Genomic DNA, 25,540 nt, shown 5'->3' with positions numbered 1-25,540 from the left:
TGTTACAATGGTATATACTAATGTAACATTAACCGCTTATAAGTGTTTGACTTGCCTGCGATATTAAAAGTTACTTATACTAATTTGATAATCAATGTTCAAATTTTAACTTATAAATAATAGTAAAAAATCCTTCGCAATGAGCCTGTCATTACGAAGGATTCTTTCTTATTAGCAACTAAAGTTTTAGTGCTAATTTAGCCTAAGAAACCTAACCATTTACCTAAGATACCAAGGGCAAAGATTGCCACGATAATTAACATTGGGTTTACACCCTTCTTAAGTAACCAGGAAACAAAGAGGGTTAACAGTAAGGCTAACATCCCAGGCATCACGGAATCCAAGATGTCTTGCACCGTTTGGGTCTTACCGTTAATCTTAGTTGCCACAATTGGAATGTTAATTGTGGTCCACTTAGATACCAGCGCCCCCATAACGAATAACCCTACAATTGAAGCACCTTCAGTTAATTTCTTAATCCGGTTGCCGGCCATGTCTTGGATGATTTCGCTTCCCTTAACGTAACCGTAACGGAGGAAGTACCATTTCATGGTCAAGCGAATGGCATTGATTAAGACGAAGAACAATAATGGTCCCAGGATGCTACCAGTCATGGCAATCCCAGCCCCTAAGGCGGCTAACACGGGCCGAGCCGTCCCCCAGAATAGTGGGTCACCAACCCCGGCAAGGGGCCCCATCAACCCAATCTTCATGGCAGCAATGGCAGTCCCGTCAATGTTACCACCGTTGGCCTTTTCTTCTTCCATAGCGGCTGTTACCCCAAAGATTGGAGCGGTTAACCATGGGTGGGTGTTGAACCATTCCATGTGCCGAACCAAAGCTTCGTTTCTTTCCTTACCTGGCTTGTATAAGCGCTTGATGGCTGGAATCATGGTGAAGCAGTAACCCATGTTTTGGGCCCGTTCAAAGTTAAATGACCCTAGCAAGAACCAAGACCGGATATACATATTGCGAATATCGCCTTTAGTTAATTTTACTTGTTTGTTGTTTAAGTCTGCTGGTGTTTGCATCAAAATCCCTCCTAGTCATCCAAGTCGTCGTCTAGATCATCGTCTAAGTCGTCATCGCTAGCACTGGTATTACTTACAGTTGCTACCCTAGGAGCCTTATTTTCATTGCGGTATTCTAATTGTAAGTAAAGCAAGGCCATGATTAGACCTAAGCCACCAAAACCAACTAAGTTGAAGTTAGTGAAGGCGGCAAAGAGGAAGCCCATGTAGAAGAATGGTTTTAATTGCGGAACATCCATCATATTAATAACCATCGCATAACCTACAACCACGATGATACCCCCACCAATTTGGAGCCCCTTGGTAATCACGGTTGGAATCGCAGCTAACATGTGTTGCACAGCTGCGGTACTCAAAGTCATGATAATTGCGGTTGGAATCATTACCCGCAAGGCTTGCAAGGCTAAGGCAATCCCGTGCATCCATTCAATAGCCCGGTAGTTCCCCTTAGCAGCGAAGTCATCACCTTTGTGAACAAAGAAAACAACGATTGTCCGCACAAAGATGGTTAAAGCTTGACCGGCTGCGGCCAATGGTACGGCAATGGCAATCCCTTCACCAACACTGGTATGAGTATTAATAACGATTAAAGTAGAAATTGCTGAAGCTAAGGCAGTATCAGGTGCCATTGCTAACCCAACGTTCATCCAACCAAGGGCCATCATTTCTAGGGTCCCACCTAAGATAATCCCCATCTTGAGATCCCCTAAAATCAAACCGATTAAGGTACAAACCACTAAGGGTCTGTGTGTTTGGGCTTCGTCTAAAACGGATCCCATCCCGGCAATCCCGGCAACAATTAAGATTAATACAATTTGTAGAGCATTCACTACAATCTCCTCCTTTGAGGCCTAGCCTAATTTTGTATCTAAGATTTTCATAAAGTCTTGCTTGCTATCTCCTGGTAATTGACGTAGTTCCAATTCAACCCCTAATTCATGCAGTTTCTTGAAAGCAGCTACATCTTCTGGTGTAACACTAACGGCTTCCGTTACTTGCTTCTTGCTTGGATCAAAACGCATTCCCCCGACATTAACAACCTTAATATCAACTCCTGCTTCCACCGCAGTTACAATTTCGCTTGGATTACCAAACAATAGCATGGCCGTAGTATCGGCATACTTAGGGTTCTTGAAGACCCGGCCCATCTTTTCAGGGGTTACGGCGCTGGCCTTAACGTTAGAAGGGGCAACCGATAAAACTAAGGTTTTTCTCATTGGGTCGTTAGCTACTTCATTACTTACGACAATAATTCTTTCTGCTGGTAATAACTTAATCCACTTAGTCAAAACTTGACCATGAATGTAACGATCATCAATTCTTGCAACGGTAATTTTCATTATAATTCGTCCTCCTCTTCGTCTTCTTGGGCTTGAGCTAGCTTGGCTGCTTCAAGTGAGAAGACCTTAAAACTGTCTTGATTTACGGTTTGTAGGTGACTGGTCAATTCTTTTAAGCTCATCATTGGCGCATTGGCTAACGCTTCTAAGACCATTGGTAAACTAACACCTGTCACTACGTCCAAATTATCCTTCCCATAGGCTAAGGAAACTGCCGCATTATAAGGGCTGCCCCCAAACAGGTCTATTAAAAATAGCACTTCGCTGTTAGGTTCAAAGCTTTGGAGCGCTTCTTCAAAGTGCGCTTTGAGATCCTCTAGCCCTTCTTCTTTTTTAAATGGCACGGCCTTAATCGTATCGTTGGTGCCAAAAATCATCTCGGCTGCGCTTAGCAACCCGGGCGCCAACTGGCCGTGACCAGAAACAATTAACGAAACCATTTTTGAAACTCCCTTCTTTCAACTTAGCTACACTTTTTATATAGCAATTTGCGTGCCAATTTTAGAAAACGCTTTTAAACCAATAACAAGGCCGGACCCGTTTTTTACTAATCAAAACAGGTCCAGCCTTAATTTGCTCTTAAGTATTTTAAAATAAAACAGGTTTGTCTTTACTTGAAACAGGTTAGCGTTGATTATCAATAACAGTCTCGGCAATAAAGTAGTATTCATCTTGCGGGAGCGTTAATTTCAAGGACGAAACCGCGTGATCTAGGGTTTGCTTAACCACCGGCAATAGTTCTAACAGCTCCGGACTAGGTGTTTCATCGTAATTGAGACTAGTCTGGTGATGTGATGCCCGTTCCAAGGCAAAGGCAGTATGCACAATGCAAGCAATCTGCTGACTATTGGACATCTCTATCTTAAGCCTTCTCCTAAGATCTTCTAACCAGTTTTGTAACATCTGGTTAACCGGACGAGGATTGAGATAGACTAAGTGCTCATTTAAAATATCTTCACACATCTGCGAAACAACTACGTTACTTTGCGACTGTTTTTCTTTCGCAGGCGGCGTCTGCTGGCGAATAATCGCTTCTAAGCGGGCCTCGCCATTGCTAGCGATTAAGTCTTCTAGGGAAATAAAGGGCACCGCCACACTTGGTTCCTTGGTGCCGACGGTGGCGATTAATTCATACTCCTTGGCTAAAGGTGGAATGGATTCGCTCATCTTTAGCGCTGAAACAGTTTTTACCTCGATATTTTCGGTGGTTGTTTTTCTAATAATGCCCTCGATTAATTTTTTCAATTTAAGGGCCGTCCCACTCCCGGTCATACAGATTGACACAATCGCCCGCTTCTTGCCCGTGCTTTTTTCTTGGACTGCGAAGTTTTTAATGAAGTCGCGCCGCAACTGGTTAGCCAAACTATTAAGGTCCATATCAATATAGTTGACCTTACGTAAGGCCTCCAAAATAATGGAGGTCGTTACATTTTGGACTGCCCGCACGGGAATACCCGTTTCGGTGGCTAACTTTTGGGTAAACATCCCTAACGACCCCATGTCCACCAGTAATAAGACCCCTTTTCCTTGGTTGAGCTCCCTTACCTTGGCTTTCATCTGTTCATAAATGGTGGAAGGCGAAACGGTTAGGGGCATGTCTAAGGCGTCAATGTTGCCTTTACCCAACAGTTCTGTCGCCACATTCACCATGGAAGTCGCGGTCGAATTGCCGTGAGCCACCACTAGTAAGCCAATCTTTTTAGTCGCCGACATCGATTCAATCGAGGTTAAAAGCATCGTTAGGTAAATAACTTCAATATCCGGGATGGCGGTCCCAGTCTCCTTGAGGATTTCCGTTTGAAACAGCTTGGCTACCTGATACTCTAATCCATGTTCGCGCTTGATATTTTCAATCTCGGCAGACATCAGCAGGTCATTTTTACTGCCCCGTTTAAAGAAAGCATCTAGGTGGAGGCTGAAGTAATGGATAAAGCTAGCGTCAAAGCGGAGGTCCATTTCTTCTTCCGCAATTAACTTTAATTTCTCGGCTAACTTAATTGCCGCCGGGTCTACAAACTTACTAAAGTTTTCCTCGTTGATTTCCTGTTTAAAGAAGTTTTTAATGTGCAAATGCAGGTCAGTCATAATGTACTGGTGAATTTCTTTTTCATTAATCCCTTCAGCGCGGAGCTTATGAACCTTAGTTTCAATCGTACTGTAGATGTTTTCCTCGTTGTCTAACTTATCAAGGCTAGGTTGCCCCACCTCGATTAAAATCTGACTTTTTAGGTAACGGGACAGGTCGCTTTGCTTACGTTCGGCCCTACTAACCGCCAGCCAACTTTGCCGTAGTTTTTCCGGTAGGTCGTTATCGGTGACACTAATCGTCGTCTTTTCCCCCATGCTATTCAAAAAGGCTTGGGCACAGGTAAGCTGAATCTGCGATTTTAACTGGCCGACATTGCCATAGTTATCCTCATTTAGGATAATCTCAAAGACGCTACGCTTAACGCTTAACGCCCGTTTAATACGTTTGGTTTCGGTTTGAAAGAGGAAGTGGGCTAACTCAATCCGCTCGGTAATTGGCCGCTCATCTAAAGCCGGAATGGTAATTGACATTGGAATACGCCGTAAGAAGGTAGCCAGCATGGCAGAATCTGGATTTTCTGTTGTTGCGCAAATAATCAAGACTTGGGCGTGCCGCTTCTTTTGGCTCTCACCCAAGCGATTAAAGACCCCGTTATCAATAAAATAAAAGAGCATTTCCTGGCCTTCAGGCGGGAGGCGGTGGACTTCGTCTAAGAGCAAAATCCCCCCGTTAGCCTGTTCGACTAAGCCGGCTTTTTCTTGTTCAGCCCCGGTGTAAGCTCCCTTAGCGTGACCAAAAAGCGTAGCCATCAACAGTTGCGGATTATTGTAATAATCGGCGCAGTTAAAGGAGACAAAGGGGGCATCTTCCTTAAGAATCTGGGCAAACTTTGCGTAAGCGTAAATCTTATTGGCAAAGTAGGTCTTCCCTACCCCAGTTTGGCCCAAAAGCATCATATGTAAGCCGTGTGGGGGGTACATTAAGGCCGCCTTGGCTTGGGAAACAGCGTTATGGAGGCTGCCCCGGTAACCTATCATTGATTCAAGCGGATCTGTCTGGTTAACCTGCTCAGAAGCAGCTTCCTTGATAGCCTCTGGTTTTGCAGTCGGTTTGGCTGTTTTTTTAGTTAGGGCCGTTAAGGAGGCCACTTCATAGTAATCTAGTTGCTTTAGACCAAAATGCTGTTCAATCACTATCATCGGCAAATAGCGTACCGGAAAGGTCTTAATCTTAACAACCTGGGCCTGTCTGACTAGCTTATTTAATTCTAAGGACGTATTAGCCCGGGTTAAGCCTAATTCCGCCGCCAATTCTTTAGCCGCGCTGCCCTGCTTGGCTAAGACTTCTTCCTTAGTGGCCGCCTGCCATTTGGTCACTAGTCCTTGGTAAACCTTATCAATTCGTTTCATGTGTAACACCCCTTATTTTGCTACCGGAACCTGGGCTTGGAGGCGTTTCAAATTCTTAATGTGCCAAGGGGTACGGTTTAATTTAGGCAAGTTGAGCTTAAGCTTCATCAACTGGCCGTTGACCTCTTGAGTTGTTTCAATGTAGAGGTAGGTTGAAAGCAGCTGTTCCTTGCGGTAAACCTTCTTAATCTTAGCAGCCGGGATATAAAAGCCATCCCCAAAGATATCCCACATACTCTCATATTGAGCTGCATACAAACCCGCTTCCTTAGAGAAGTGAATACAGTTAGTAACCGCCTTGCCCCGAACCGTGTTCAAAGATAAGAGCACTGCATTTTCATCATACTTAATGTCTGGTTGGTCATCCAACATATACTCTTTAAATTTTTCCCGTTTAATAAATAATCCCATCTGACTCACCTTCTGAAAACGTTATTACAAATTCAACTATACCCAGTTTTTAAAACACTTTCAATAAAAATTTCAAGGTAAGTGTTTTAAGTGTTTCAACTCGGTTGGTAAAATAATTAATTTTTCCGCATTTTGTTATTGATTTTTAATTTATTTCATGCTAAATTAATAACCAACAAGATGAACGAGGTAATTGATTATGAAAAAGACTAACTTCAACAACATTATTATTGCAAGCATTCGGGTCATTATTAGTTAATGATGCGGCTTGCATGGTTGTGCCCGCATCGCTTGCAAGAAGATGCGGGTAGGAGTTAGCCAAGCGCTGGTGACTATCCACAGTCACCGGCGCTTTTTTGTTTGTTTTGTTGAAATTTTTTTAGAATGGATGTGACGTCTATGGAATCAGTAGAAAGTACCAACTTTAAAGTAGAAAAAGACCCGGTGAAAACTGTTATTGCCGCTTCGATGGTGGGCACCGCCATTGAATTCTTTGATTTTTACGCCTACGGGACCGCAGCGGCCGCTTATTTCCCTAAAATTTTCTTCCCAGCAATGACCCCCTTAATCGCAACCATGCTCTCATTATTAACATTCGGGGTTGCCTTTGTTGCCCGCCCAGTCGGTTCCTTTGTCTTCGGTCACTTCGGCGATAAGATGGGTCGTAAGAAGACCCTAGTCGTTTCCCTCTTATTGATGGGGTTATCCACCGTTTTAATCGGTTTTCTGCCCGGTTACCGCACTTTAGGGGTAGCAGCCGTCTTACTACTTTGCTTACTCCGCTTCGTTCAAGGGGTAGGTCTTGGGGGTGAATGGTCTGGGGCCGTTTTAGTCGCCACAGAAAATGCTCCTAAGGAAAAACGCGCCCTCTATGGTTCTTTCCCCGAACTAGGGGCTCCTATCGGTTTCTTCCTTTGCAACGGGCTCTTCTTCGTCTTAGAAAGTTTCCTAAGTCCTGCCCAAATGATGAGCTTTGGCTGGCGGATTCCTTTCTGGGCCTCAGCTGTCCTCGTGGTAGTTGGCCTTTACGTCCGGCATAAACTTCAAGAAACACCACTCTTTAGGTTAGCCCAAGAAAAGGCCGAAGTTAACCACTCCCCATTAAAGGTTGTCTTAAAGCACCACTGGAAGCAAATCCTTCAAGGAACTTTCATCATGGGCTCAACTTACGCTTTCTTCTTCACCCTAACAACCTGGTCACTTTCTTATGCCACGACTGCCCTTGGCTTCGGTCACCAAGAATTCCTCTTCTTGTTGATGATGGCCATCGTCATCTTTGCAGTCATGATCTTATTATCATGCCTTTACGCTGATAAAGTTGGTCGTAAATCCGTCCTCTTATGGACAACGGTTGCCCTACTGGTCTTCTCCTTTGTCTTTCCAGTCTTACTGAAGGGCCAACACAACATGGCTGGGATGCTCACCTTCCTAGGGGTTGGGTTCGTCATCATGGGTACCCTTTACGGTCCCGTTGGTGCCTTACTTCCAGAACTCTTCCCAACCAACGTTCGTTATTCCGGAGCCGGTATTGCTTATAACATGGCGGCGGTAGTTGGGGCAGCCTTGGCTCCTTCCATCACCACTTGGTGCATCAGCAAGTTTGGCTTAATGTCAGCCGGATACTACATGGGCGCCTTAGCCGTCTTGGCAGTCGTTGCCCTTGTTTTAACCAAGGAAACTAAGGACATGGACTTCAGTAAATAAACGCTACACTCAGTTGTTTTTGTTACAACAACATGTCAACTAACATGATATAATATACATGTTTTAACCAACATGTACCCACCCTAAACTTTCCTATTTGTACACTTACATAAGTTAGGGTGGGTATTTTTTAGACATTAAAAAGGTCGGAAACAATAGTTTCCGACCTTTTGATATATGGCTAGCGACTAGAATTGGTCAATCAACATTTGTCTGATTTCTGACAAGTATGGTTGCCGTGGGTTAGCTGGTGTACATTGGTCGTTGTAAACAAGGTCAACCAACTTATCAAGTGACTTGTCAAATTGTTCCTTAGTAACACCATTAGCTGATAACTTAGGTTCTACGTCTAAGGCCTTCATTAATTCGGCAATCTTAGCGCAAAGTGCTTCAACTAATTCAGCGTCGTCCTTACCCTTCAAACCAAGGTAACGAGCGATGTCGGCGTAGTCCTTTTGACCACGGTATACTTCGTAACGAGGGAATGGTGTCCGTTTAACGTTACCAGAAGCACCGTTGAAACGAATAACGTGTTGCATTGCGATTGAAATTGCTAACCCGTGTGGTAACCCGAATTCCCCACCAGTCTTGTGAGCTAATGAGTGGTTAATTCCTAAGAAGGCATTAGCAAATGACATCCCGGCTAAGGTTGCAGCATAGTGCATGTTTTCACGGGCTGTTTCCCCTTCAAGGGTTGGGTGCTTAGGATCGTACTTGTAAGATGTTTCCAAGTTTTCAAAGACTAACTTGATGGCTTGTAAGGCCCATGGACGGGTAAAGTCTGAAGCCATTACGGATACGTATGATTCTAAAGCGTGTGACAATGAGTCTAACCCTGAAAGTGCAACGGTTCTCTTAGGCACAGTCATAACAAATTCTGGGTCAACGATTGCAACTTGTGGTGTCAATTCGTAGTCAGCAAGTGGGTATTTTACGTGAGTATGGTCGTCAGTGATAACCGCAAATGGAGTTACTTCTGAACCTGTCCCTGAAGTAGTTGGGATTGCGAAGAGCTTCGTGTTAGTTGAGTGGTGGAACTTAACAATTCTCTTCCGGATATCCAAGTACTTTTGTTGTAAGCGGGTAAAGAGTTCACTTACTGCTTCGTAGCTTTCCAAGAAGCCTGGTTCTTGGTCTAGTGAGTATTCGTAGATGTAGCGTGCAATCTTAGCTGCATCAAGGGCTGACCCACCACCGATAGCAATAACTGTATCTGGCTTAAATTGAGCCATTTGCTTAGCAATTTCGATTGTTTGGCCTAAGGTTGGGTCAGGACGAACTGTCCCGTAAATAGCAGTCTTAACTTCGTTATTTCTTACTTCAAGTTGAGCGTATACCTTATCAACAAAGCCGAATTGAACCATTCCTGGGTCGGCTACGATGAAGGCACGGTTGATGTCTTCATATTCATCTTGTAAGTAAGAGATAGCATTCTTTTCATAGTAAATCTTTTCTGGTAGGCGGACCCATTGTGGACGGTTACGCCGTTTTGCAACAGTTTTGACGTTCAAGAGGTCTGCAGTTGATAAGTTGTGTGACAATGAATTCTTCCCCCATGATCCTGTTCCAAGAGTTAAACTTGCACGTAATGCGTCTGTGTAAACATCACCAATACCACCGATGGAGTCTGGTTGGTTAACCAAGATCCGGGCAGCCTTAGTTCTGTCACCAAATTCTGTTACGAATGGGTCTGCTTGAGAACCAATTTGGATAGCGGCGTTGTGGCCGGCCCCTTGGTAGTCAAGTAACTTGGCTACGATTTGAACCCCATTTTCACGGTCCTTAGCCTTATAAACTGACAATAATGGAGATAATTTTTCAGAGGAAAGTTTTTCGCCAATGTTCTTTTCATCAAGTTCAAAGAGCATGACATCCTTACCGGCTGGAAGGTCTACCCCGGCATGTTCTGCAATCCACTTAGCTGGCATCCCGGCAACTGGACCGTTAACCCCGTGGCGGTCGTTGAAGACAAAGTCCGCAATCTTTTGGTAGTCCTTCTTAGGTACTAAGTAAGCACCCTTTTCTTGCATCTTCTTTAACCATTCGTCATAGATTGGAGCTTCAACAACGGCCGAGTTTTCAGTTGCACAAATCATCCCGTTATCAAACCGCTTGGAAAGAAGTAAATCTTCTACCGCCCGGTCAAGGTGAGCTGTGTGGTCAACGTAGATAGCCCCGTTACCAGCACCAACCCCGAGTGATGGGTTCCCTGATTTGAGGGCGGCGTTAACCATCCCAGGACCCCCAGTTGCTAAGATAGAAGCAATCTTAGGGTTTTGAATTAATGCGGTGGTATTGGCCAATGATGGGGTTTCAATCCATTGGATGATGTCCTTAGGAGCCCCAGCTGCTACGGCTGCATCGTAAACAATCTTAGCAGCGTGTGCAGAACATTTTTGAGCTTGTGGGTGGAAAGCAAAGACAATCGCATTTCTAGTCTTCAAAGTAATGATTGACTTAAACATTGCGGTTGAAGTTGGGTTAGTCGTAGGAACAATCCCTGCTAACACCCCTAGTGGAGCGGCAATCTTAACTTCACCTTTGGTTTTATCTTCTTCAATAATTCCAACTGTTTTATCATTCTTGATAGCGTGGTAAACATTTTCTGTCGCAAAGCGGTTCTTAGTATCCTTATCTTCAACAACCCCACGACCTGTTTCATCAACGGCTTCGTGTGCTAACATTAAAGCAGCTTCTGAACCGGCTAACGCAGCAGCAGCCACAATCTTATCTACTTGTTCTTGAGTGAAGGTTGCGAATTCTGCTTCCGCCTTCAATGCTTTTTGAACTAAACTATCTGTGTAGGCACGTGCCTTTTCCATTTCAGCAGCCTTTTCTTCAGCTGTAGGAACTTTCTTTTCTTTTGCAGCCATATATCAAATACCTCCAATAATTTAAAAAGCATAATGTGAATTTCTTCACTAACAATATAACGCAAAAAGAATTGCTTTTCAACGGTAATTTTTTAAAAATAATTGTAGTTTGTGACTTATCACGCTTGTTACGTTGAGGAAAACTTAATTTTTTTGGAATGGTTTTCTTTCATAAAACTTAAGCGTTTTCGTTACAAAAGTTTATCTAATAACATTTCCCAAATACTCAATTTAGTTTTTAATTTAAATTTTTTATGGTTTTCAAATTTAAAAATTCCTGCAAAAAAATTTTTATTTTTTTGTTTTCAAATCTTTTTTCAGACAAATTACGCTCAAATCCGTGGAATATCCTTAAAAAAGATTACATAAAGTGATTTTTATTATATTTAAATATTTTGGTCAAACCTTTGACTTCCTTATTTTAAAGGGATTTGTTCCCACAGGGACGCTTAATTTCCCACTGAAATTGTGAGATTTTTAACTATCATCCCCTTAAATATCCCTTATTTTTCCCACCTAAGCCGCCTTACCTTTTTCCAGCTTAACCTGTATAATAAAGTTATTAGCATAAAAATGATTAGTTAGAAAGAATCAAAGAGAAGGGATCAATATGACATTAAAATACAAATTAGTTGCTAAGAACATTGCGCAAAAAATCGACGACCAAGTTTATACAGATAAACTGCCGAGTGAACAAGAACTGATTAACCACTACCAAGTTAGTCGTAACACCATCAGAAACGCTTTAAACCTCCTTTATAACCAAGGCATGGTGCGTTCGATCCAAGGGAGCGGCTACTTCGTTAACACTAGTGCTCAACCAGGGGAATTAATCGTTAACGGTGGGTCTAAAAAAGGCCTCTATGACTTGGAAAAGGCCGACCCCATCTCTTCTAAGGTTCTGAGCCTGGAAGTAATTCCCGCCGACCAAGAAATTGCCACGCGCTTGCAATGCCCACTTGCAACAGATATTTACCACGTTAAACGTCTGCGTTCAAATAGCAAGGAAGTTGTCAGCCTGGAAGATGCTTACTACCTCAAAAGTGTTGTGCCTTACTTGACCGAAGAAGTCTGTCGTGAATCCATCTTTAATTTCATCACTAAAACCTACGGGGTGGAAATTAAAAATGGGGATGAATTCATTAAGCTAGCCCGCCTAACTAAAGCGGAAGCCGACTTAACCGGCCTAGAAGTAGCCACCCCGGCCTTACACCTAACAGAGGTTAACTACCTTAAAAACGAGCAGCCGTTTAACTACTCCAAGACGCTCTACCTTCAAAGCGACTTAACCCTTTACTACCACGTAAGTAACTACCTTAACTAATTAAAAACCAGCCCGGAAGTAATTTACTTCTGAGCTGGTCTTTTTTATTAATTATTCGAGGTAGCCCTTAAGGACTTGTAATACGCCCGCTTCGTTGTTAGCAGGAGCAATATAGTCCGCAATGGCTTTAACCTTAGGATCACCGTTTTCCATGGCGTAACCATACTTAGCGTGGGTTAACATTTCAATGTCATTGCCCCCGTCCCCAAAGGCGATTAAGTCATCATGGCCTAAGTTCCAGCGCTTAAGCATTAAATCTAAGCCTTGAGCCTTATTAACCCCTTTTTTCATGAGGTCGATGCTACCAAAGCCTGACGAGGTAATCTTTAAGACCTGCCCAAATTCGGCTTGCAAGGCTGCTAATAGTGGCTTAGTGTCTTCAGCCCTCATGCCCGCTGTCAACTTTAGGTAGGCATCAACCGGTAACTTCTCCAAACTCTCAATCAATTCGTGTTTGGGACAATAGTACTTCATCCCTTCCACAAAATCCGTTTCTTCGTCATGGGGAATATAAGCTGCCTTGACCCCACAAGCTGCTAGGTGCAATTCTGGGTAGGCCTGCTTAAAGGTTACTACCTGCTTAATCACATCTAAATCTAGCGCTTGCGTTAACACCGCTTGTGTCCGGTCAATCAGATAGGCACCATTTTCGGCTACGAAGGCCAAGTCTTGGTAGTGTTCCACAAAGTCCAAGCGCAAGCGCTCGTACTGGTTACCGCTAGCCACAATGAAATGGATGCCCTGCTCGTTCATCTTGGTTAACAGATAAGCGAAAAGTTCCTTATCGTAGTTTTTTTGATCATCCAAAAAAGTCCCATCCATATCAACTGCAATCGCTTTAAATGGTGCCATCAAAATTCCTCCTTAAACAAAACGGGCCGGTAACAATCCCAGCCCGTTATTTTTAATTTTTACTTAGGCAAGTTGACTTTAACATCATGTGGATCTGTGACCACGCAGATGACAGTCGTATCATAACCTGCTTTTTCAATTTGAGCTTTATCAAATTCTACCAAAACATCCCCGGCTTTGACAAATTGCCCTTGCTTAACCTTAACGTCAAATCCTTGCCCTTTTAGCATGACAGTGTCTAAACCAATGTGTAAGAGGACTTCTGCCCCGGCAGTGGTAGTCAAACCAATCGCATGACCCGTTTCATAAGCAACTGTTACTTCTGCATCCGCTGGTGCTGTCAACACGCCTTTACTTGGAATCACTCCGAAACCTTGACCCATCATCCCAGTTGAGAAGACCTGATCTTTTACTTCGGCTAAAGGAATGATTTGTCCTTCAACAGGGGCAACCAATGTTTCTTCTGAAGCCTTAGCGTCTAAGTTAGCTGCTGGCTTAGGAGTTGAGCCTGGCCGTTGCTTCTTTTCAACCTTTTTACCCATTTCCATCTTGTCGTTGTAACCCCAAACCCAGGCAATTACAAAGGAAACGACTAAAGCAGCTGCAGATGAAAGTAAGAAGGCATAGAAACTATTTAAGTCACTTGGGTTCTTAGGGTTGAAGAAGGAAGAAAAACCGATTAATGACCCAGTGAAGCCGTACATTGTCCCGTGCATTAAGCCGGTAATGAAGCCCCCGACTGCAGACCCAATTAAACCAGAGATAAATACCCGGCGGAAGCGCAAGTTAATCCCGTAAATAGCTGGTTCAGTTACCCCACAGAAAGCGGAGATGGTAGCGGCAAAACCTAATTCCTTAATATCATCTTTTCTTGACTTGATAGCAACAGCTAAAACAGCGGCACCTTGAGAAACCATCGTTGTGGAAATAATTGCGTTTAGGGCACTTTCCCCACTACCGGTAATTTGTTGAGCCACCAAAGGCACAACGCCCCAGTGTAGACCGAAGATAACAAGTAATTGGTAGAAGCCACCAATTAGAAGCCCACCTAACCAACCGGATACGTGCACCATCCAGTTAATTAAGTCCGCAATGCCGTTGGCGAACCCTTGGATAACTGGGCCAGTTACAACTAAAGTAATCGTAGAAACAACTAAGATCGTAATCAATGGGTTGAAAATCATTTGTAGGTAGCTTGGGAGGTGATCTTTGAGCCAGTCACCAACTTTTTTAGCTAACCAAGCTGCTAAAATCATTGGGAAAATTGAGTAAGTATAGTTTAGGAATTGGAACTTAAAGCCCCCAACTTCAAACATTAACTTAAAGGCCTTCCCAAAGGTTACTAGTTGTGGGTAAGTTAAAACCCCACCGATAACAGCGGCGACAATTGGGTCACTTCCCAAGCGTTTAGCGGCTGCAAACCCTACCAAAATTGGCAAGAAGAAAAAGGCCGAGTCAGCCATCGCGCTAACAGAGATATAAACTAAACTAGTGGGACTAAGTAATGAGCCTAGTTGAGGTAAAGTTAATAATGCTAAAATCCCTTTAATAATACCAGAAGCTGCGATTACCCCAACAACCGGACTCATTGACCCAGTAATAAACCCAATTAGGTTCCCCATTGCACGACTAACCGGGTTTTTGCCATCGTCTTCAGCGGGAGCAGGGCTTGCTTCCCCGCTAAAGCCAGGTCCTAATTGACTAACAACGGCATCAAACACGTTAGTAACTTCGTTTCCGATTACGACTTGGTATTGGCCGGAAGCGTGAATTACATCTAACACCCCAGTCGTATTCTTCAAAACATCATCGTTAGCCTTACCTTCATCCTTTAGATAAAAACGTAAGCGAGTGATACAATGAATAACGTTGGCGATATTCTCTTGCCCACCGACATTTTCAATAATGGTTTGAGCTAACTTAGTGTAGTCCTTTTTCGCCATAAGCTTTTCCTCCATTTTACAAAAACGTTTTCTTAACTCTTCGAATTTATCTTACAACCTGTGCGCACATGTGTCAACATATTTACTAAAAAAGTTATTAAAACAAGAATGTAAGCTTTTTTATAACTCTCATCTTGCTTGTGCGCACATCTGATAATATAATAAACATAGAATTACTTTTAAAGGATGATTGATGATGGTTAAAAGTAAACAAGAAATCATTACCCAAGATATTGCTTTAAAAATTAAGCATCAACTTTATAAACCCGGTGACTACCTTCCCAGCGAAAACCAGCTAGCGGAACTTTACGGCGCAGCTAGAAATACCGTCCGTAAATCGCTCGGGGACTTAACAGACTTAGGTTTAATTCAAAAAATCAAGGGAAAGGGCTCGTTAGTCTTAGACAGCAGTCGCTATGCCTTTCCAGTTGCTGGGATCACTTCTTTTAAGGAATTAAATGAAACCTTAGGGATGAAGGCTAAAACAGAGGTCTTACGTCTAGAAGAAATTGAACAGTTACCTGCAAACATCAAAGTCGAACAGGTTGACGCAGATAAGTTCATCTTCTTGGAAAGACTGCGGTTAATCAATGACCAACCAAAAGTCTTGGACCGTGACTACCTCTTAAGTCCCCCGGTTAATTTCCTACCTATGGAGGAAGCCCAAAATTCGATTTACGCTTACCTGGAAGATAAGTTAGGCTTTGTAATTTCTTACGCAACAAAAGAAATCACCGTCCGTAAGGTTGATGATTATATCGCTAGTAAGCTCAAGTTAGAAGCAGACCGGCGTGCGGTCTTAGTTTCAAGTAAAACTTACTTAGAAGACACTAGGCTCTTTGAAATCACCGAATCTTATCACCATCCCGACGATTTCAGCTTTTTTGATTTTGCCCGCAGACGAAAAATATAAAGGAGGCTCTTATGCAAACACTCGGTCAAAAAGTAATTTATCAAATTTACCCTAAGTCATTTTATGATAGTAACAACGATGGCATTGGCGATTTACGAGGAATTATTGCCAAGATTCCTTATATCGCTAAGTTAAACATCGACATGATTTGGTTTAACCCCTTCTTTGTCTCGCCCCAAAACGATAATGGTTATGACATCGCCGATTACTACCAAATCGATCCCCGGTTTGGGACCATGGCTGATTTTGAAGAACTAGTAGCTAAACTCAAGGAGATTAACGTGGGTGTGATGCTCGATATGGTGTTAAACCACTGCTCCACCGAACACGAATGGTTTAAGAAGGCCCTAGCCGGCGACAAGTACTACCAAGACTTCTTCTACTTAAGACCGGCCAAGGCCGACGGTAGTCTCCCTAATAACTGGTCTTCTAAGTTTGGTGGTCCAGCCTGGGAGAAATTTGGCGACACTAACCTCTACTACCTCCACCTCTACGATAAGACCCAAGCCGACCTTGACTGGCACAACGAAAACGTCAGAAAAGAAGCAAGTAAAATTATCAACTTTTGGAGAAGTAAGGGCGTAGCTGGTTTCCGGTTTGACGTAATCAACGTTACTGGTAAAGACACCGTCCTAGTTGATTCAACCGATATTAATGAAGAAAAAGCCCTCTACACCGATACGCCCGTCGTGCATGATTACCTTAAAGAGCTGAATCGGACTAGCTTTGGTCAAGATAAAGATGCTATCACCGTAGGGGAAATGTCATCGGCAACTATCCCTAACTCAATCGCATACTCCAATCCAGCCGAGCATGAACTCTCAATGGTTTTCACCTTCCACCACCTCAAGGTCGATTATAAAGACGGCGAAAAGTGGAGCGACTATCCCTTTGACTTCATGAAGTTAAAGCAACTTTTCACCGACTGGCAAGAAAAAATGGACCAAGGTGGCGGCTGGAACGCCCTCTTCTGGAATAACCACGACCAACCTTGGGCCCTCAACCGCTTTGGCGACCCCGTTAACTTCCGGGTGGAATCAGCTCAAATGCTGGCTTCTGCCCTCCACTTGATGCGGGGGACCCCTTACATCTATCAGGGTGAAGAATTAGGGATGATGGACCCTAGCTACACGGATATCTCCGAATACGTTGACGTTGAAGCTTTGAACGCCTACCAAGCCCTCATCGAAGCTGGTAAGTCACCTGCAGAGGCCTTCCACCTCGTAAGCCTCAAGGCCCGCGATAATTCCCGGGTCCCAATGCACTGGAATGCCGATAAATACGCTGGTTTTTCTACCGTAACTCCGTGGTTAAAGCCAACTGACCAAGCAGAAATCAACGTTGAAAAAGAGCTAGCTAGTGGTCAAATCTTCACTTACTACCAACAGCTAATCAAGCTCCGAAAAGAAATGCCCCTCATTTCCGCAGGACACTTCCAAACCGTCTTCAAAGACCACCCACAGGTTTTTGCCTACCGGCGCTACCTTGATAACCAAGCTAAAGAACTTCTGGTTATCAATAACTTCTACGGCCAAGAAACAGAACTTGATTTAGGTACTTACGCTGACAGAGCTTGCCGCCTCGTCATCAGCAACTACGACCAAGACCTAACCAAGTTACCAGCCAAGTTAACCCTGCGTCCGTACGAAACTATTGCCTGGGAAATCTAAGCAACTTAGCCCGAATACCTCAAAATTCGGGCTTTTTTTATTCCTAAAAAGAAAACGTTTACCCTAAAATCTGTTATGATATTAATAGAATTAAATTTTCTTTGTGGAGGAATTAATATGGACTTCGATCAAATTATCACTAGCCGCCGGTCAATCCGTTTCTTTAGTTCTAAGCCGGTGGCAACCGACCTACTAACCGAAATTTTAACCTTAGCTAACTACGCCCCCTCTTGGTCTGACTCTCAACCTTGGCAGGTCTACCTGGTTCAAGGCGAGACCTTAGCTAAAATTAAAGCCACCCACCAAAAGGCAACCGCAGCTAAACTAGCCACTAGCCCGACCCTTGCTCCCATGCGTCGCCGCTTCTGGGAAGATTTCGCCCGCGAAAACATGCATAACAATAGCGAAGCTATGCGGGCTTTTGTCGGCGGGGCTGAAAATCTAACCGAATTTAATCAGGCACAAATCGACCTCTTTAATGCCCCCGTCATCTGTTACTTGACCATTCCTCAAAAGGCCCCAGACTGGTCCTTATTTGACCTAGGACTTTTCAGCCAAAGCCTAACCCTTGCTGCCAAGTCCCGCGGCGTCGATAGCATCATCGCCTATGAGCTAATCAAGTATACCGACCAACTCAAAGCTACCCTCCAAATTCCAGCTAGCGAGAACCTAATTGCCGGTATCGCCCTCGGCTACCGCGACTCCCACGCCCTAAACGATTACCAATCACCCCGCCGGCCGCTAGCCGAATTTGTGCATACTTTTGATTAATAAAGACCCCCGTAATAGCACTTCAATTCCTTGTGTCATTACGGGGGTTACTGCTATTTAAAATTTTCCTTTCTAGCTATTGACTTAGACTATGGTTTAAGTTGTAAGTTAATAATTGTCAACGATACTATCCGAAAATGCTTTTTAGCCAATAAAAGTTTACTAGTCACCTTATTGGCAACTAGTGAATAAATTTTAGCACCAATAACCTATTATTAGGGTATAATATTTATATAAACTTATAGTAAGCGGTTTCTTTTTATAATCGGGGGGATTCAAATATGTTAAAGTATCAAAAAGTTGCAAATGATTTAGCCCAAAAAATCGAGGCAAAGGTCTATCCGGAACGACTACCTAAAGAGGAGGAACTAATCTCCGCTTACGGGGTTAGTCGTAATACCATTAGGTCTGCCCTTGACATTTTAACAAACCAGGGGATTATTCGACGCATCCAGGGTAGTGGCTACTTTGTTAGTTTTCATCCTGATCGTTTGAATAACGTGATTAATATGTCAAATAAATATGGTTTACGGGATTTAGGCGTTGAAACACCCATTATTTCTAAGGTTCTCACTCTCGAAGTCATCCCAGCTACCAAGCGAACCGCAGACTTTCTCCAATGTCGACCGGGGACACCTTTATACCACGTGCTCAGACTACGCTACAAAAACAATGAATTAATTAGTCTCGAAGATGCCTACTACCTTAAAGATGTCGTCCCTTATTTAGACGAAAAGATTTGCCAAAAGGCCATCTACGCTTTCATTATTGAACATTATAATTTAGAAATCATCAGTGGTGATGAATATTCCCAGGTACACGTCTTATCCGAACAGGAAGCAAGTCTAACTGGTTTACCCGCGGGAACACCAGCTATGTGCATCGAAGAAGTTGATTATTTAAAAAACGAGCAACCTTTTAATTACTCTAAAACCCTTTACCTAAAGCCTAAACTTACTTTCTACTACCATGTCAGAAATCACCTTCACTAACAAAAAAGGGCTTCATACTTGCTAGCTATGTTACTAACAAGTATGAAGCCCTTTAATTTCCTGGGTTATTTTTAACTATTATTTAGCTTGACTAGCAGCTTGTTCATTCTTGTAAAGCTTGTTGTCGTAACGTTTGATAAATGGATACCAAATTACGGCTGCGATAACAGCTGTTACAACGGCTAAGACAGCACCACGCCAACTTTGGGTTGCAATGAAGCCCCCTAAACCGATTGGAGTTGGCCAAGGTTGTTGAACGGTAATCTTAGGAACAAGGTGACTAGCGATTGCAGCGTAAGTAACTACGGCCGTAGTCATTGGTGCAAGTGCAAATGGAATGGCAACATCAATGTTGTAAACGATTGGTAGCCCAAACAAGATTGGTTCATTGATGTTGAATAATCCTGGAACAATAGCCAGTTTACCTAACTCACGTAATTGCACAGAACGAGCTCTAAAGCACATGTACAAAACAACCCCTAAAGTTGCACCTGAACCACCAAGTAAAACAAAGGCATTAGCAAATTCACCAGCGAAAACATGGTAGCCACCAGCGTTATTAGCAGCTAAGTTAGAAAGTGTAAATGCTTGGTAGAAACTTGAAATGATAGTGGCACCGTGAATACCAACGAACCATAGCAAAGCAATTAAGAAGAAGATAATTGCAACTCCCCACCAAGAATCAACTAACTTAGAAACGAAGGAGAATGGGATATAAAGAACGTTGAAAATATCTGTTCCCATCATGACTAAAATTCCATCAATAATCCCAACAACAAAAGCAATCATGAAGCCAGGCAATAAGGCAGTGAAGGAATCAGCAACACCCTTTGGCACCGAGTCAGGCATTTTAATACCCCAACCTTTTTTAACAACCATCCGGTAAATTTGAACTGCTAAGGTTCCAATGATTAAACCAGTAAAGATCCCAGTAGCTCCCAACCGGGCAAAACCTGAGGCACTAGCACCATACCCGCTAATAACAGCGCTTCCAGATTCAACCGCTTTTTTACTTGCGTTGGTCAAGAAAGATGCTTTACCATCTGTCCACACATATTGAGGGATGGTGATAAAGAAACCAAAGAGTGCTAAAAACATCCCGTTTAATGGATCAACATCAATCTTTTCTTCGTCACGATAAATCTTAGTGAAGTTAAACGCAAACGAACCTGCAAAGTAAATAGCGATAAAGCCCATAACGGCATTGTAGATGTTAGAGTAGAGGTCTTGGAAGCGACCTAAAGTATTGTTATAAAAATCTACAAACCAGTCAGCAGTAATAATCAGTTGCAAGTTACTCAAAATCAAAAACATAGAACCAACAATAGTAAATGAAATAACCGTAAATCCGGCGGCCATAACGGCACGGACAAAGCGGAAGTTAGCAAACTTCCCCATCGGACCCACAATATGCTTGTTCAAAAAATCTTGAAAGCCAGAACTTGATGCCATGAGAAATCCTCCTCAACTAATTTTTAATGTGATTTTTCTTAAAAGCGGAAATAACCTTGTAATACTTATCTGAATTTGTTTTGACAGCTTGAAGTCTATTCAACACCATGATTGCACCAAAAATCCCGATTAATAAAATCATCGTAATAATAGCTCTAGCATTTTTAGCGCTTACAAACGGAAATACACTAGCTGCCAAGGGTGTAAAACAAATAATCCCTAGTAGTAAGTTCAGCGTCAGTTGAACTAGAAAGTAAAAAGTCGTCTTAGGTGCATCCGTTGTTTTGCTTTGCAACTTACCAGCTATCTCCATTGAAGATAGTAAGTTTAAAACAACCATCACTAACGGAATATATAATGTCCAACTTTGATAAGAAAAAGCCACTAAGGCCCAAGCCGCATTAACAAAGAAATAAGCCGCTGAAAGATACCGCACCATCATGAAACGGTTAAAGTGCATGTACTTTAAGCTTTCTTCTAGCTTTTGCTTATCTACTCTTTCTTCTCTAGTCATCTTAATACCTCCTACTAGGAATTAACGTTTACTCAGTAGTTAAACTTTTTGACTTATACAGTAATTCATATAAATCAACCATTTCTCCTGCTAGGTCACGGAACGTAATGGCGTTCATCATATGATCTTGGGAGTGAACTGTTAACAAAGTGACCTTGGCATGTTGCCCTTGTGCTTCTTTAGTTAACATATCTGTTTGGGTATTATGGGCTTCTACTAAAGCTTCATCAGCTGCTTTTAATTTTGTGCGAGCTTCTTCAATCTTGCCCGCTTTAGCCGCACGAATAGCTTCAAAAGATAGGCTTTTAGCGTTACCGCCATTAATAATCAAGCCCATAGTTACTTCTAACTGCTTTTGTTCTTCTTCTTCAGGCGTTAATTTCTTTTCTTCTGCCATAGTTAAACCCTCTAACTCTAAATTATTTCCCCATTAGTTTATCTGCTTGTGCAAGTACAGTTTTTCCATCCATCATACCGTAAGCACGCATATCAATCACATCAAATGGGATATCCTTACCGCCTTCACCACGGCCTTTTAGTTTGTTTTCAAAATCAGCACGCATATATGCAACTTGTGGTCCTAATAAAACTACGTCAATCTTCATTGTATCCAGTTTTTGGTCAGCTTCACTAGCTGAGCATGCAAAGATTTCAGTATCGCGCCCTTGAGCCTTTGCTTCATCTTGCATCTTCTTAACCAATACACTAGTACTCATACCAGCAGCGCAGTTTAACATAATAGTTTCTTTTGCCATAATAAAAGCCTCCTAAAATCTTTCGGTTATTAACCGCTTTCAACGGTATAAATATAACACGTTGGTACAAATTTGTAAAGACCCAAGGAATTTTTATTTTTGATTTTCTTTAATTAATTGCTTCGCCCTAGCCAAAACAGCCGCGCCACGTAAGCGGCCGTAATCCAAGGAATTAATGACTTCAAAAGGAATTGCTTTTCCATTTGGACCTTTATCCTTAAGGAATTCTTCTAGTCTTGCAGCCATAAAAGCTAATTGCGGCCCTAACATAACCACATCATAAGTTTCAAACTGCAAATGTTGCATTAATGCTTCGGCTGCCATTGCCCTAATTTCTACATCATCTCCCTGCTTACGAGCAGCCTTTTTCATCTGTTCAACTAAAACGCTTGAACTCATTCCCGCCCCGCAACAAATCATGATTTTCATAAAAAAACCTCCGTAATCTAGTTGGTACTTGAATAATTAATACCAACAAATTATAATACTTTTGAAAAACAAAATAAACCGCTTACTTACGGAGGTAAACTTTATGATTGGTACTATCGCTGGAATCCTAACCACCCTCGCCTTTGTTCCCCAAGTAATTAAAGTTGTCAAAACTAAAGATACAGCTGCGCTGTCATTAGGTATGTATTCCATTCAAGTTCTCGGTATTGCCCTCTGGTTAATCTATGGCCTATCTATTAGCGACTTCGCCTTGATTTCAGCCAATGCTGTCACCCTCTGCTTATCACTAACCATCCTTGGTTATAAATTGCGCTATCGTTAGTAATCTGACTAACTTTCTAAAATAAAAGACGCTAAAGCCAACATCATTGTCGACTTTAGCGTCCTTTATATTTACTTACTTTTATTTATCCTTGAATTTTACGGACAACCTTATCTGCAACAACCACGTCTAAAGCCGAGGTCCCGACCGTCTTAAAGACCGTGATGTCTTTGGCACTTTGCCGGCCTAGCTCTGGGTGTGAGACCAACTGGCCTAACTCGCCACTAAGGTCCTCTTTTGTGATGGTTCCTTTTTCTAAGGCACCAACCACGTCACCAGCTTCTGCTAAGACCCCATCGTCGGTATCGGTGAAAATTTTCGCAGCTTTAGCCAAGGCTGTTTCTGGTAGCTCGTGCATCTCTAAGGTATAAGCACCTACCCCATTGATATGACACCCCGGCTTAACTAGACTCCCATCAAAAGTTGGCACCTTAGCGGTTGTAACGGTGGTAATTACGTCACATTCAGCCACAACGGCATTAACGTCGGCTACGGCTTCAAATTCAACCCCAAAGGCAGCTAAACTAGTTGCAACTTCCTTGGCAAAGGCTTGGGCGCGAGCTTGGTCAATGTCAAAGATATACATTTTTTCAAAATTGCGCACAGTCAACATCGCCCGGAGCTGTTGGAAGCCTTGGCCCCCGGTCCCGATTAAAAGTCCGATTTTTGCATCTTTTCTAGCCAATAAATCGGTGGCTGCCCCTTGAACCGCCCCAGTTCGTAACTGGGTTAAAAAGGTCCCATCTAAAACCGCGTTAACAATCCCTGTTTTCGCATCCATTGTCAGCATGGTGGCCGGAACTGATGGCAGGTTAGCCTTAATATTATCTGGAAAAACAGAGACAATCTTAATTCCCAAGGCTGGGGTGCTACCACTTACGTAGCCAGGCATAAAGAGGGCTTGGCCGTTATTCTCCGGCACATCAATGTTAGTCCGTAAGGGAATGTCGGCCCGGCCAGCGGAATAGAGCTCTAGGGCTTCCTTACAAGCGGCGATCGCTTCTTCCATGGAAAAATTAGCAGCAATTTGTTCTTTGTCTAAATATTGCATTAGCTTAAGCCTCACTTTCTTTACGACCAGCCATAAATAATGATACGGCTGAATAGAGTAACACAACTAAAACCACCCATTGGAGCATTTGGGTATTCAAACTCTTAACTAAGAAGACGGCAATTAAGACGCCGATTACCCCGAAAACTGACGTCATGGTAATCTTGCGCGAGTAGTCTTGTAACTTGATAAATTGCATACTTCCAATTGAAACAGAGAAGGTACATGCCCCCATCATGATTGGGAAGGCGGCTGCGGGGTTCATCCCCATCGCGTAAACAGTCGCCATCGTTAGGGCATAAGAACCAATCCCAATATTATTTAAAGCCCCATAAACAAACATCAACAAACCAGTTAGGACCAGCTTAGTTCCAGTTAATTCCGTTGCGGTCCCGTTAGCAGGAATCCAGTTGAATTTTCCAGCTAAAATTAAGAGACTGGCTACTAATAACCCGACCACCACGAAATTCTTGATTACCTTTTCTGGTAACTTAACCACAAAGTATGGCCCGACATAAGCGCCGATAACTTGGCAGACGATACAAACCAATAGGGTGGTTACCCCAACTGAAATACTGTTAATGTAGGCCAAAGCCATTACAAAGACAGGAATTACACACTGAGTGTTAAGTGTTCCTGGTAATTTCTTCATTGAGACCCACTTAGCTTTCGGATAGAGTGCCGTAGAAATCGCAAAGTCGGAAATTCCAAAGGTCGACAAGAAATAAATAATTACTTGCGCAATTGGTGTCCAAATTGTGCTTGCTGGTTCTGACATCACTTCATCCTTGTGCTTGATTAAATCCTTAACTAAGGTATAGATAAATAACAAGTTAATAATTACGATTGCAGTTAATAAAATCGTTAACATAAGGCTTTTCCCCCTCGATGTTTATCAATCAAAATAAATGTTGCGAACATCTGCTAAATCAGCCCCAAAGACCTCCCTAGCCTCTTTATCTAATTTATTCAGTGTTCTTAGATTATAAGCATCATGCAAAACATATTCTTGGGCCATAAAGACCATCGAGCTATTTTGCGTCCACAGTAAGTCACTACCTGCTTCCTCACTAATGCGCCCCGAAACAACGGCTTGACTATCCGCTACCACGCTAAGCCAACGACCGTGATAATCGGCCTTTTTAGCTGCTTCAAAGTAGTGTTTATAATAGCGCCTAAAGGGCAATGAGTAGCGATGGTGCTGACTGAAAAGAATGACCACAAAATCATGCAGTCTACTTTCAGCTCGCTCTAAAGCTTTAATTAACGGCGGGGTTAAATCCTCGGTGTATATCTGAACGTACAGACTTTTTTGCGCAGTCTGAATCTCATACAAGGCCCGCTCCATGGCTTGCTCATAGCTTGCTAACTGCCAAACCGGAGCCTTATCAACCTTGGTGTCTAGCTGGGTTAAGTTTTCCCTTACGTCTTGAATATGCTTTTGCCGATCCAAATCCAACTTAGCCACTAACTCCTTTAAGGTTAAACTCCGATAAACGATGGGTTCTTCCTTCGATTGGAAAATTAGGCCCTTTTCGACTAGACTAGATAAAAGGGGATAAATTTTTGAGCGCGCAATCCCCGAATCCTTACTAATCTTATAGCCCGTCTTGCCATCTTCCTTATAAATCGTTAAAAAAACCCGGGCTTCATTGGGACTGAGCCCAATTTTTTCTAAAGCTGTAAGTGCTTCTTCCAAAATCACACCTTCTTTTAGTAGTTCCTTACGGTAAC

Annotated in this window: 24 protein-coding genes; 7 read left to right on the top strand and 17 right to left on the bottom strand. The window is 42.8% G+C overall.

What is annotated here, in order from left to right:
• Positions 1–197: 197 nt before the first annotated feature.
• The 6 genes from N4597_RS00200 to N4597_RS00175 form a co-directional block, all read right to left on the bottom strand.
• Positions 198–1,031 carry a PTS system mannose/fructose/sorbose family transporter subunit IID gene (locus N4597_RS00200; protein ID WP_056975507.1) on the bottom strand — a complete coding sequence of 278 codons (834 nt, stop codon included), beginning with the start codon at positions 1,029–1,031 and terminating at the stop codon, positions 198–200.
• 11 nt (positions 1,032–1,042) lie between these two features.
• On the bottom strand, positions 1,043–1,861 hold the full coding sequence (locus tag N4597_RS00195; protein WP_056975509.1) for a PTS mannose/fructose/sorbose transporter subunit IIC: 819 nt from the start codon (positions 1,859–1,861) through the stop codon (positions 1,043–1,045).
• A gap of 21 nt (positions 1,862–1,882) precedes the next feature.
• Positions 1,883–2,371, bottom strand: coding sequence for a PTS system mannose/fructose/N-acetylgalactosamine-transporter subunit IIB (locus tag N4597_RS00190; protein ID WP_056975511.1), 489 nt, complete (start codon positions 2,369–2,371; stop codon positions 1,883–1,885).
• The gene (locus tag N4597_RS00185) at positions 2,371–2,811 is read right to left on the bottom strand and encodes a PTS sugar transporter subunit IIA (protein ID WP_056975513.1); all 441 of its coding nucleotides are present in this window, start codon (positions 2,809–2,811) and stop codon (positions 2,371–2,373) included. Before N4597_RS00185 ends, N4597_RS00190 begins: the two co-directional genes overlap by 1 nt.
• Before the next feature lie 184 nt (positions 2,812–2,995).
• Positions 2,996–5,809: a sigma-54-dependent transcriptional regulator gene (locus N4597_RS00180; RefSeq protein WP_260904005.1), complete on the bottom strand. Its 2,814-nt coding sequence runs from the start codon at positions 5,807–5,809 to the stop codon at positions 2,996–2,998.
• A 12-nt stretch (positions 5,810–5,821) separates the two neighbouring features.
• A complete protein-coding gene (locus tag N4597_RS00175; protein ID WP_172576903.1) occupies positions 5,822–6,220 on the bottom strand; it encodes a hypothetical protein in 399 nt (132 codons plus the stop codon).
• A 399-nt stretch (positions 6,221–6,619) separates the two neighbouring features.
• On the opposite strand from N4597_RS00175, the gene N4597_RS00170 reads away from it, so the two are divergent.
• Positions 6,620–7,924: an MFS transporter gene (locus N4597_RS00170; protein ID WP_101811461.1), complete on the top strand. Its 1,305-nt coding sequence runs from the start codon at positions 6,620–6,622 to the stop codon at positions 7,922–7,924.
• A 188-nt stretch (positions 7,925–8,112) separates the two neighbouring features.
• Here the strand turns inward: N4597_RS00170 and adhE are convergent, their stop codons facing one another.
• Positions 8,113–10,797, bottom strand: a complete 2,685-nt coding sequence (gene adhE / locus N4597_RS00165; protein ID WP_056975521.1) for a bifunctional acetaldehyde-CoA/alcohol dehydrogenase — start codon at positions 10,795–10,797, stop codon at positions 8,113–8,115.
• 610 nt (positions 10,798–11,407) lie between these two features.
• Between adhE and N4597_RS00160 the strand changes: the two genes are divergently transcribed.
• Entirely contained in the window at positions 11,408–12,121 is a 714-nt protein-coding gene (locus N4597_RS00160) for a GntR family transcriptional regulator (RefSeq protein ID WP_260904001.1), read from the top strand.
• A 51-nt stretch (positions 12,122–12,172) separates the two neighbouring features.
• Here the strand turns inward: N4597_RS00160 and N4597_RS00155 are convergent, their stop codons facing one another.
• Together N4597_RS00155 and N4597_RS00150 are read right to left on the bottom strand one after the other, a co-directional pair.
• Positions 12,173–12,973, bottom strand: a complete 801-nt coding sequence (locus tag N4597_RS00155; RefSeq protein WP_172575629.1) for a Cof-type HAD-IIB family hydrolase — start codon at positions 12,971–12,973, stop codon at positions 12,173–12,175.
• Between the two features lie 59 nt (positions 12,974–13,032).
• Positions 13,033–14,916, bottom strand: a complete 1,884-nt coding sequence (locus N4597_RS00150) for a glucose PTS transporter subunit IIA (protein ID WP_260903996.1) — start codon at positions 14,914–14,916, stop codon at positions 13,033–13,035.
• Between the two features lie 196 nt (positions 14,917–15,112).
• On the opposite strand from N4597_RS00150, the gene treR reads away from it, so the two are divergent.
• The 4 genes from treR (at position 15,113) to N4597_RS00130 (ending at position 19,262) form a co-directional block, all read left to right on the top strand.
• Positions 15,113–15,829, top strand: coding sequence for a trehalose operon repressor (gene treR, locus N4597_RS00145; protein WP_172575627.1), 717 nt, complete (start codon positions 15,113–15,115; stop codon positions 15,827–15,829).
• Positions 15,830–15,840: 11 nt separating this feature from the next.
• Entirely contained in the window at positions 15,841–17,499 is a 1,659-nt protein-coding gene (treC, locus tag N4597_RS00140) for an alpha,alpha-phosphotrehalase (protein WP_260903992.1), read from the top strand.
• Between the two features lie 117 nt (positions 17,500–17,616).
• Entirely contained in the window at positions 17,617–18,270 is a 654-nt protein-coding gene (locus N4597_RS00135) for a nitroreductase (RefSeq protein WP_260903989.1), read from the top strand.
• Positions 18,271–18,551: 281 nt separating this feature from the next.
• Positions 18,552–19,262 (top strand): GntR family transcriptional regulator, encoded by a 711-nt coding sequence (locus tag N4597_RS00130; protein WP_260903986.1) that lies wholly within the window; start codon positions 18,552–18,554, stop codon positions 19,260–19,262.
• A 78-nt stretch (positions 19,263–19,340) separates the two neighbouring features.
• Here N4597_RS00130 and celB read toward each other — a convergent pair whose 3' ends face one another.
• From celB to N4597_RS00105, 5 genes are all read right to left on the bottom strand, one after another.
• Positions 19,341–20,714 carry a PTS cellobiose transporter subunit IIC gene (celB, locus tag N4597_RS00125; RefSeq protein WP_056975536.1) on the bottom strand — a complete coding sequence of 458 codons (1,374 nt, stop codon included), beginning with the start codon at positions 20,712–20,714 and terminating at the stop codon, positions 19,341–19,343.
• A gap of 16 nt (positions 20,715–20,730) precedes the next feature.
• The gene (locus tag N4597_RS00120) at positions 20,731–21,228 is read right to left on the bottom strand and encodes a hypothetical protein (RefSeq protein WP_056975538.1); all 498 of its coding nucleotides are present in this window, start codon (positions 21,226–21,228) and stop codon (positions 20,731–20,733) included.
• Positions 21,229–21,256: 28 nt separating this feature from the next.
• On the bottom strand, positions 21,257–21,625 hold the full coding sequence (locus tag N4597_RS00115; protein WP_170091155.1) for a PTS lactose/cellobiose transporter subunit IIA: 369 nt from the start codon (positions 21,623–21,625) through the stop codon (positions 21,257–21,259).
• A gap of 22 nt (positions 21,626–21,647) precedes the next feature.
• On the bottom strand, positions 21,648–21,983 hold the full coding sequence (locus N4597_RS00110; protein WP_050611454.1) for a PTS sugar transporter subunit IIB: 336 nt from the start codon (positions 21,981–21,983) through the stop codon (positions 21,648–21,650).
• A gap of 93 nt (positions 21,984–22,076) precedes the next feature.
• Positions 22,077–22,412: a PTS sugar transporter subunit IIB gene (locus tag N4597_RS00105; protein ID WP_056975543.1), complete on the bottom strand. Its 336-nt coding sequence runs from the start codon at positions 22,410–22,412 to the stop codon at positions 22,077–22,079.
• Positions 22,413–22,515: 103 nt separating this feature from the next.
• On the opposite strand from N4597_RS00105, the gene N4597_RS00100 reads away from it, so the two are divergent.
• The gene (locus N4597_RS00100) at positions 22,516–22,755 is read left to right on the top strand and encodes a SemiSWEET transporter (protein ID WP_050611456.1); all 240 of its coding nucleotides are present in this window, start codon (positions 22,516–22,518) and stop codon (positions 22,753–22,755) included.
• A gap of 85 nt (positions 22,756–22,840) precedes the next feature.
• On the opposite strand, the gene N4597_RS00095 is transcribed toward N4597_RS00100, so the two are convergent.
• Genes N4597_RS00095 through N4597_RS00085 form a run of 3 tightly spaced genes read right to left on the bottom strand, consistent with a single transcriptional unit; the run spans position 22,841 to position 25,505 of the window.
• Positions 22,841–23,806, bottom strand: a complete 966-nt coding sequence (locus N4597_RS00095; protein ID WP_192944451.1) for an ornithine cyclodeaminase family protein — start codon at positions 23,804–23,806, stop codon at positions 22,841–22,843.
• 4 nt (positions 23,807–23,810) lie between these two features.
• Complete coding sequence (locus N4597_RS00090) at positions 23,811–24,677, bottom strand: sulfite exporter TauE/SafE family protein (protein ID WP_192944450.1); 867 nt, start codon at positions 24,675–24,677, stop codon at positions 23,811–23,813.
• Positions 24,678–24,701: 24 nt separating this feature from the next.
• Positions 24,702–25,505 (bottom strand): TrmB family transcriptional regulator, encoded by an 804-nt coding sequence (locus N4597_RS00085; RefSeq protein ID WP_172573730.1) that lies wholly within the window; start codon positions 25,503–25,505, stop codon positions 24,702–24,704.
• Positions 25,506–25,540: the final 35 nt, after the last annotated feature.

Source organism: Ligilactobacillus agilis (assembly GCF_025311475.1).
GTDB lineage: Bacteria > Bacillota > Bacilli > Lactobacillales > Lactobacillaceae > Ligilactobacillus > Ligilactobacillus agilis.
This window is presented reverse-complemented; position numbering and strand designations above follow the sequence as displayed.

What these genes read in the sequence shown, in the direction of transcription:
- N4597_RS00150 (WP_260903996.1), bottom strand. Translation starts at nt 14,916, where the DNA reads ATGGCGAAAAAGGACTACACTAAGTTAGCTCAAACCATTATTGAAAAT.
- N4597_RS00155 (WP_172575629.1), bottom strand. Translation starts at nt 12,973, where the DNA reads ATGGCACCATTTAAAGCGATTGCAGTTGATATGGATGGGACTTTTTTG.
- N4597_RS00095 (WP_192944451.1), bottom strand. Translation starts at nt 23,806, where the DNA reads ATGCAATATTTAGACAAAGAACAAATTGCTGCTAATTTTTCCATGGAA.
- N4597_RS00115 (WP_170091155.1), bottom strand. Translation starts at nt 21,625, where the DNA reads ATGGCAGAAGAAAAGAAATTAACGCCTGAAGAAGAAGAACAAAAGCAG.
- adhE (WP_056975521.1), bottom strand. Translation starts at nt 10,797, where the DNA reads ATGGCTGCAAAAGAAAAGAAAGTTCCTACAGCTGAAGAAAAGGCTGCT.
- N4597_RS00175 (WP_172576903.1), bottom strand. Translation starts at nt 6,220, where the DNA reads ATGGGATTATTTATTAAACGGGAAAAATTTAAAGAGTATATGTTGGAT.
- N4597_RS00100 (WP_050611456.1), top strand. Translation starts at nt 22,516, where the DNA reads ATGATTGGTACTATCGCTGGAATCCTAACCACCCTCGCCTTTGTTCCC.
- celB (WP_056975536.1), bottom strand. Translation starts at nt 20,714, where the DNA reads ATGGCATCAAGTTCTGGCTTTCAAGATTTTTTGAACAAGCATATTGTG.
- N4597_RS00185 (WP_056975513.1), bottom strand. Translation starts at nt 2,811, where the DNA reads ATGGTTTCGTTAATTGTTTCTGGTCACGGCCAGTTGGCGCCCGGGTTG.
- N4597_RS00105 (WP_056975543.1), bottom strand. Translation starts at nt 22,412, where the DNA reads ATGAAAATCATGATTTGTTGCGGGGCGGGAATGAGTTCAAGCGTTTTA.
- N4597_RS00160 (WP_260904001.1), top strand. Translation starts at nt 11,408, where the DNA reads ATGACATTAAAATACAAATTAGTTGCTAAGAACATTGCGCAAAAAATC.
- N4597_RS00120 (WP_056975538.1), bottom strand. Translation starts at nt 21,228, where the DNA reads ATGACTAGAGAAGAAAGAGTAGATAAGCAAAAGCTAGAAGAAAGCTTA.
- N4597_RS00170 (WP_101811461.1), top strand. Translation starts at nt 6,620, where the DNA reads ATGGAATCAGTAGAAAGTACCAACTTTAAAGTAGAAAAAGACCCGGTG.
- N4597_RS00110 (WP_050611454.1), bottom strand. Translation starts at nt 21,983, where the DNA reads ATGGCAAAAGAAACTATTATGTTAAACTGCGCTGCTGGTATGAGTACT.
- N4597_RS00130 (WP_260903986.1), top strand. Translation starts at nt 18,552, where the DNA reads ATGTTAAAGTATCAAAAAGTTGCAAATGATTTAGCCCAAAAAATCGAG.
- N4597_RS00090 (WP_192944450.1), bottom strand. Translation starts at nt 24,677, where the DNA reads ATGTTAACGATTTTATTAACTGCAATCGTAATTATTAACTTGTTATTT.
- treC (WP_260903992.1), top strand. Translation starts at nt 15,841, where the DNA reads ATGCAAACACTCGGTCAAAAAGTAATTTATCAAATTTACCCTAAGTCA.
- N4597_RS00135 (WP_260903989.1), top strand. Translation starts at nt 17,617, where the DNA reads ATGGACTTCGATCAAATTATCACTAGCCGCCGGTCAATCCGTTTCTTT.
- N4597_RS00200 (WP_056975507.1), bottom strand. Translation starts at nt 1,031, where the DNA reads ATGCAAACACCAGCAGACTTAAACAACAAACAAGTAAAATTAACTAAA.
- treR (WP_172575627.1), top strand. Translation starts at nt 15,113, where the DNA reads ATGGTTAAAAGTAAACAAGAAATCATTACCCAAGATATTGCTTTAAAA.
- N4597_RS00190 (WP_056975511.1), bottom strand. Translation starts at nt 2,371, where the DNA reads ATGAAAATTACCGTTGCAAGAATTGATGATCGTTACATTCATGGTCAA.
- N4597_RS00180 (WP_260904005.1), bottom strand. Translation starts at nt 5,809, where the DNA reads ATGAAACGAATTGATAAGGTTTACCAAGGACTAGTGACCAAATGGCAG.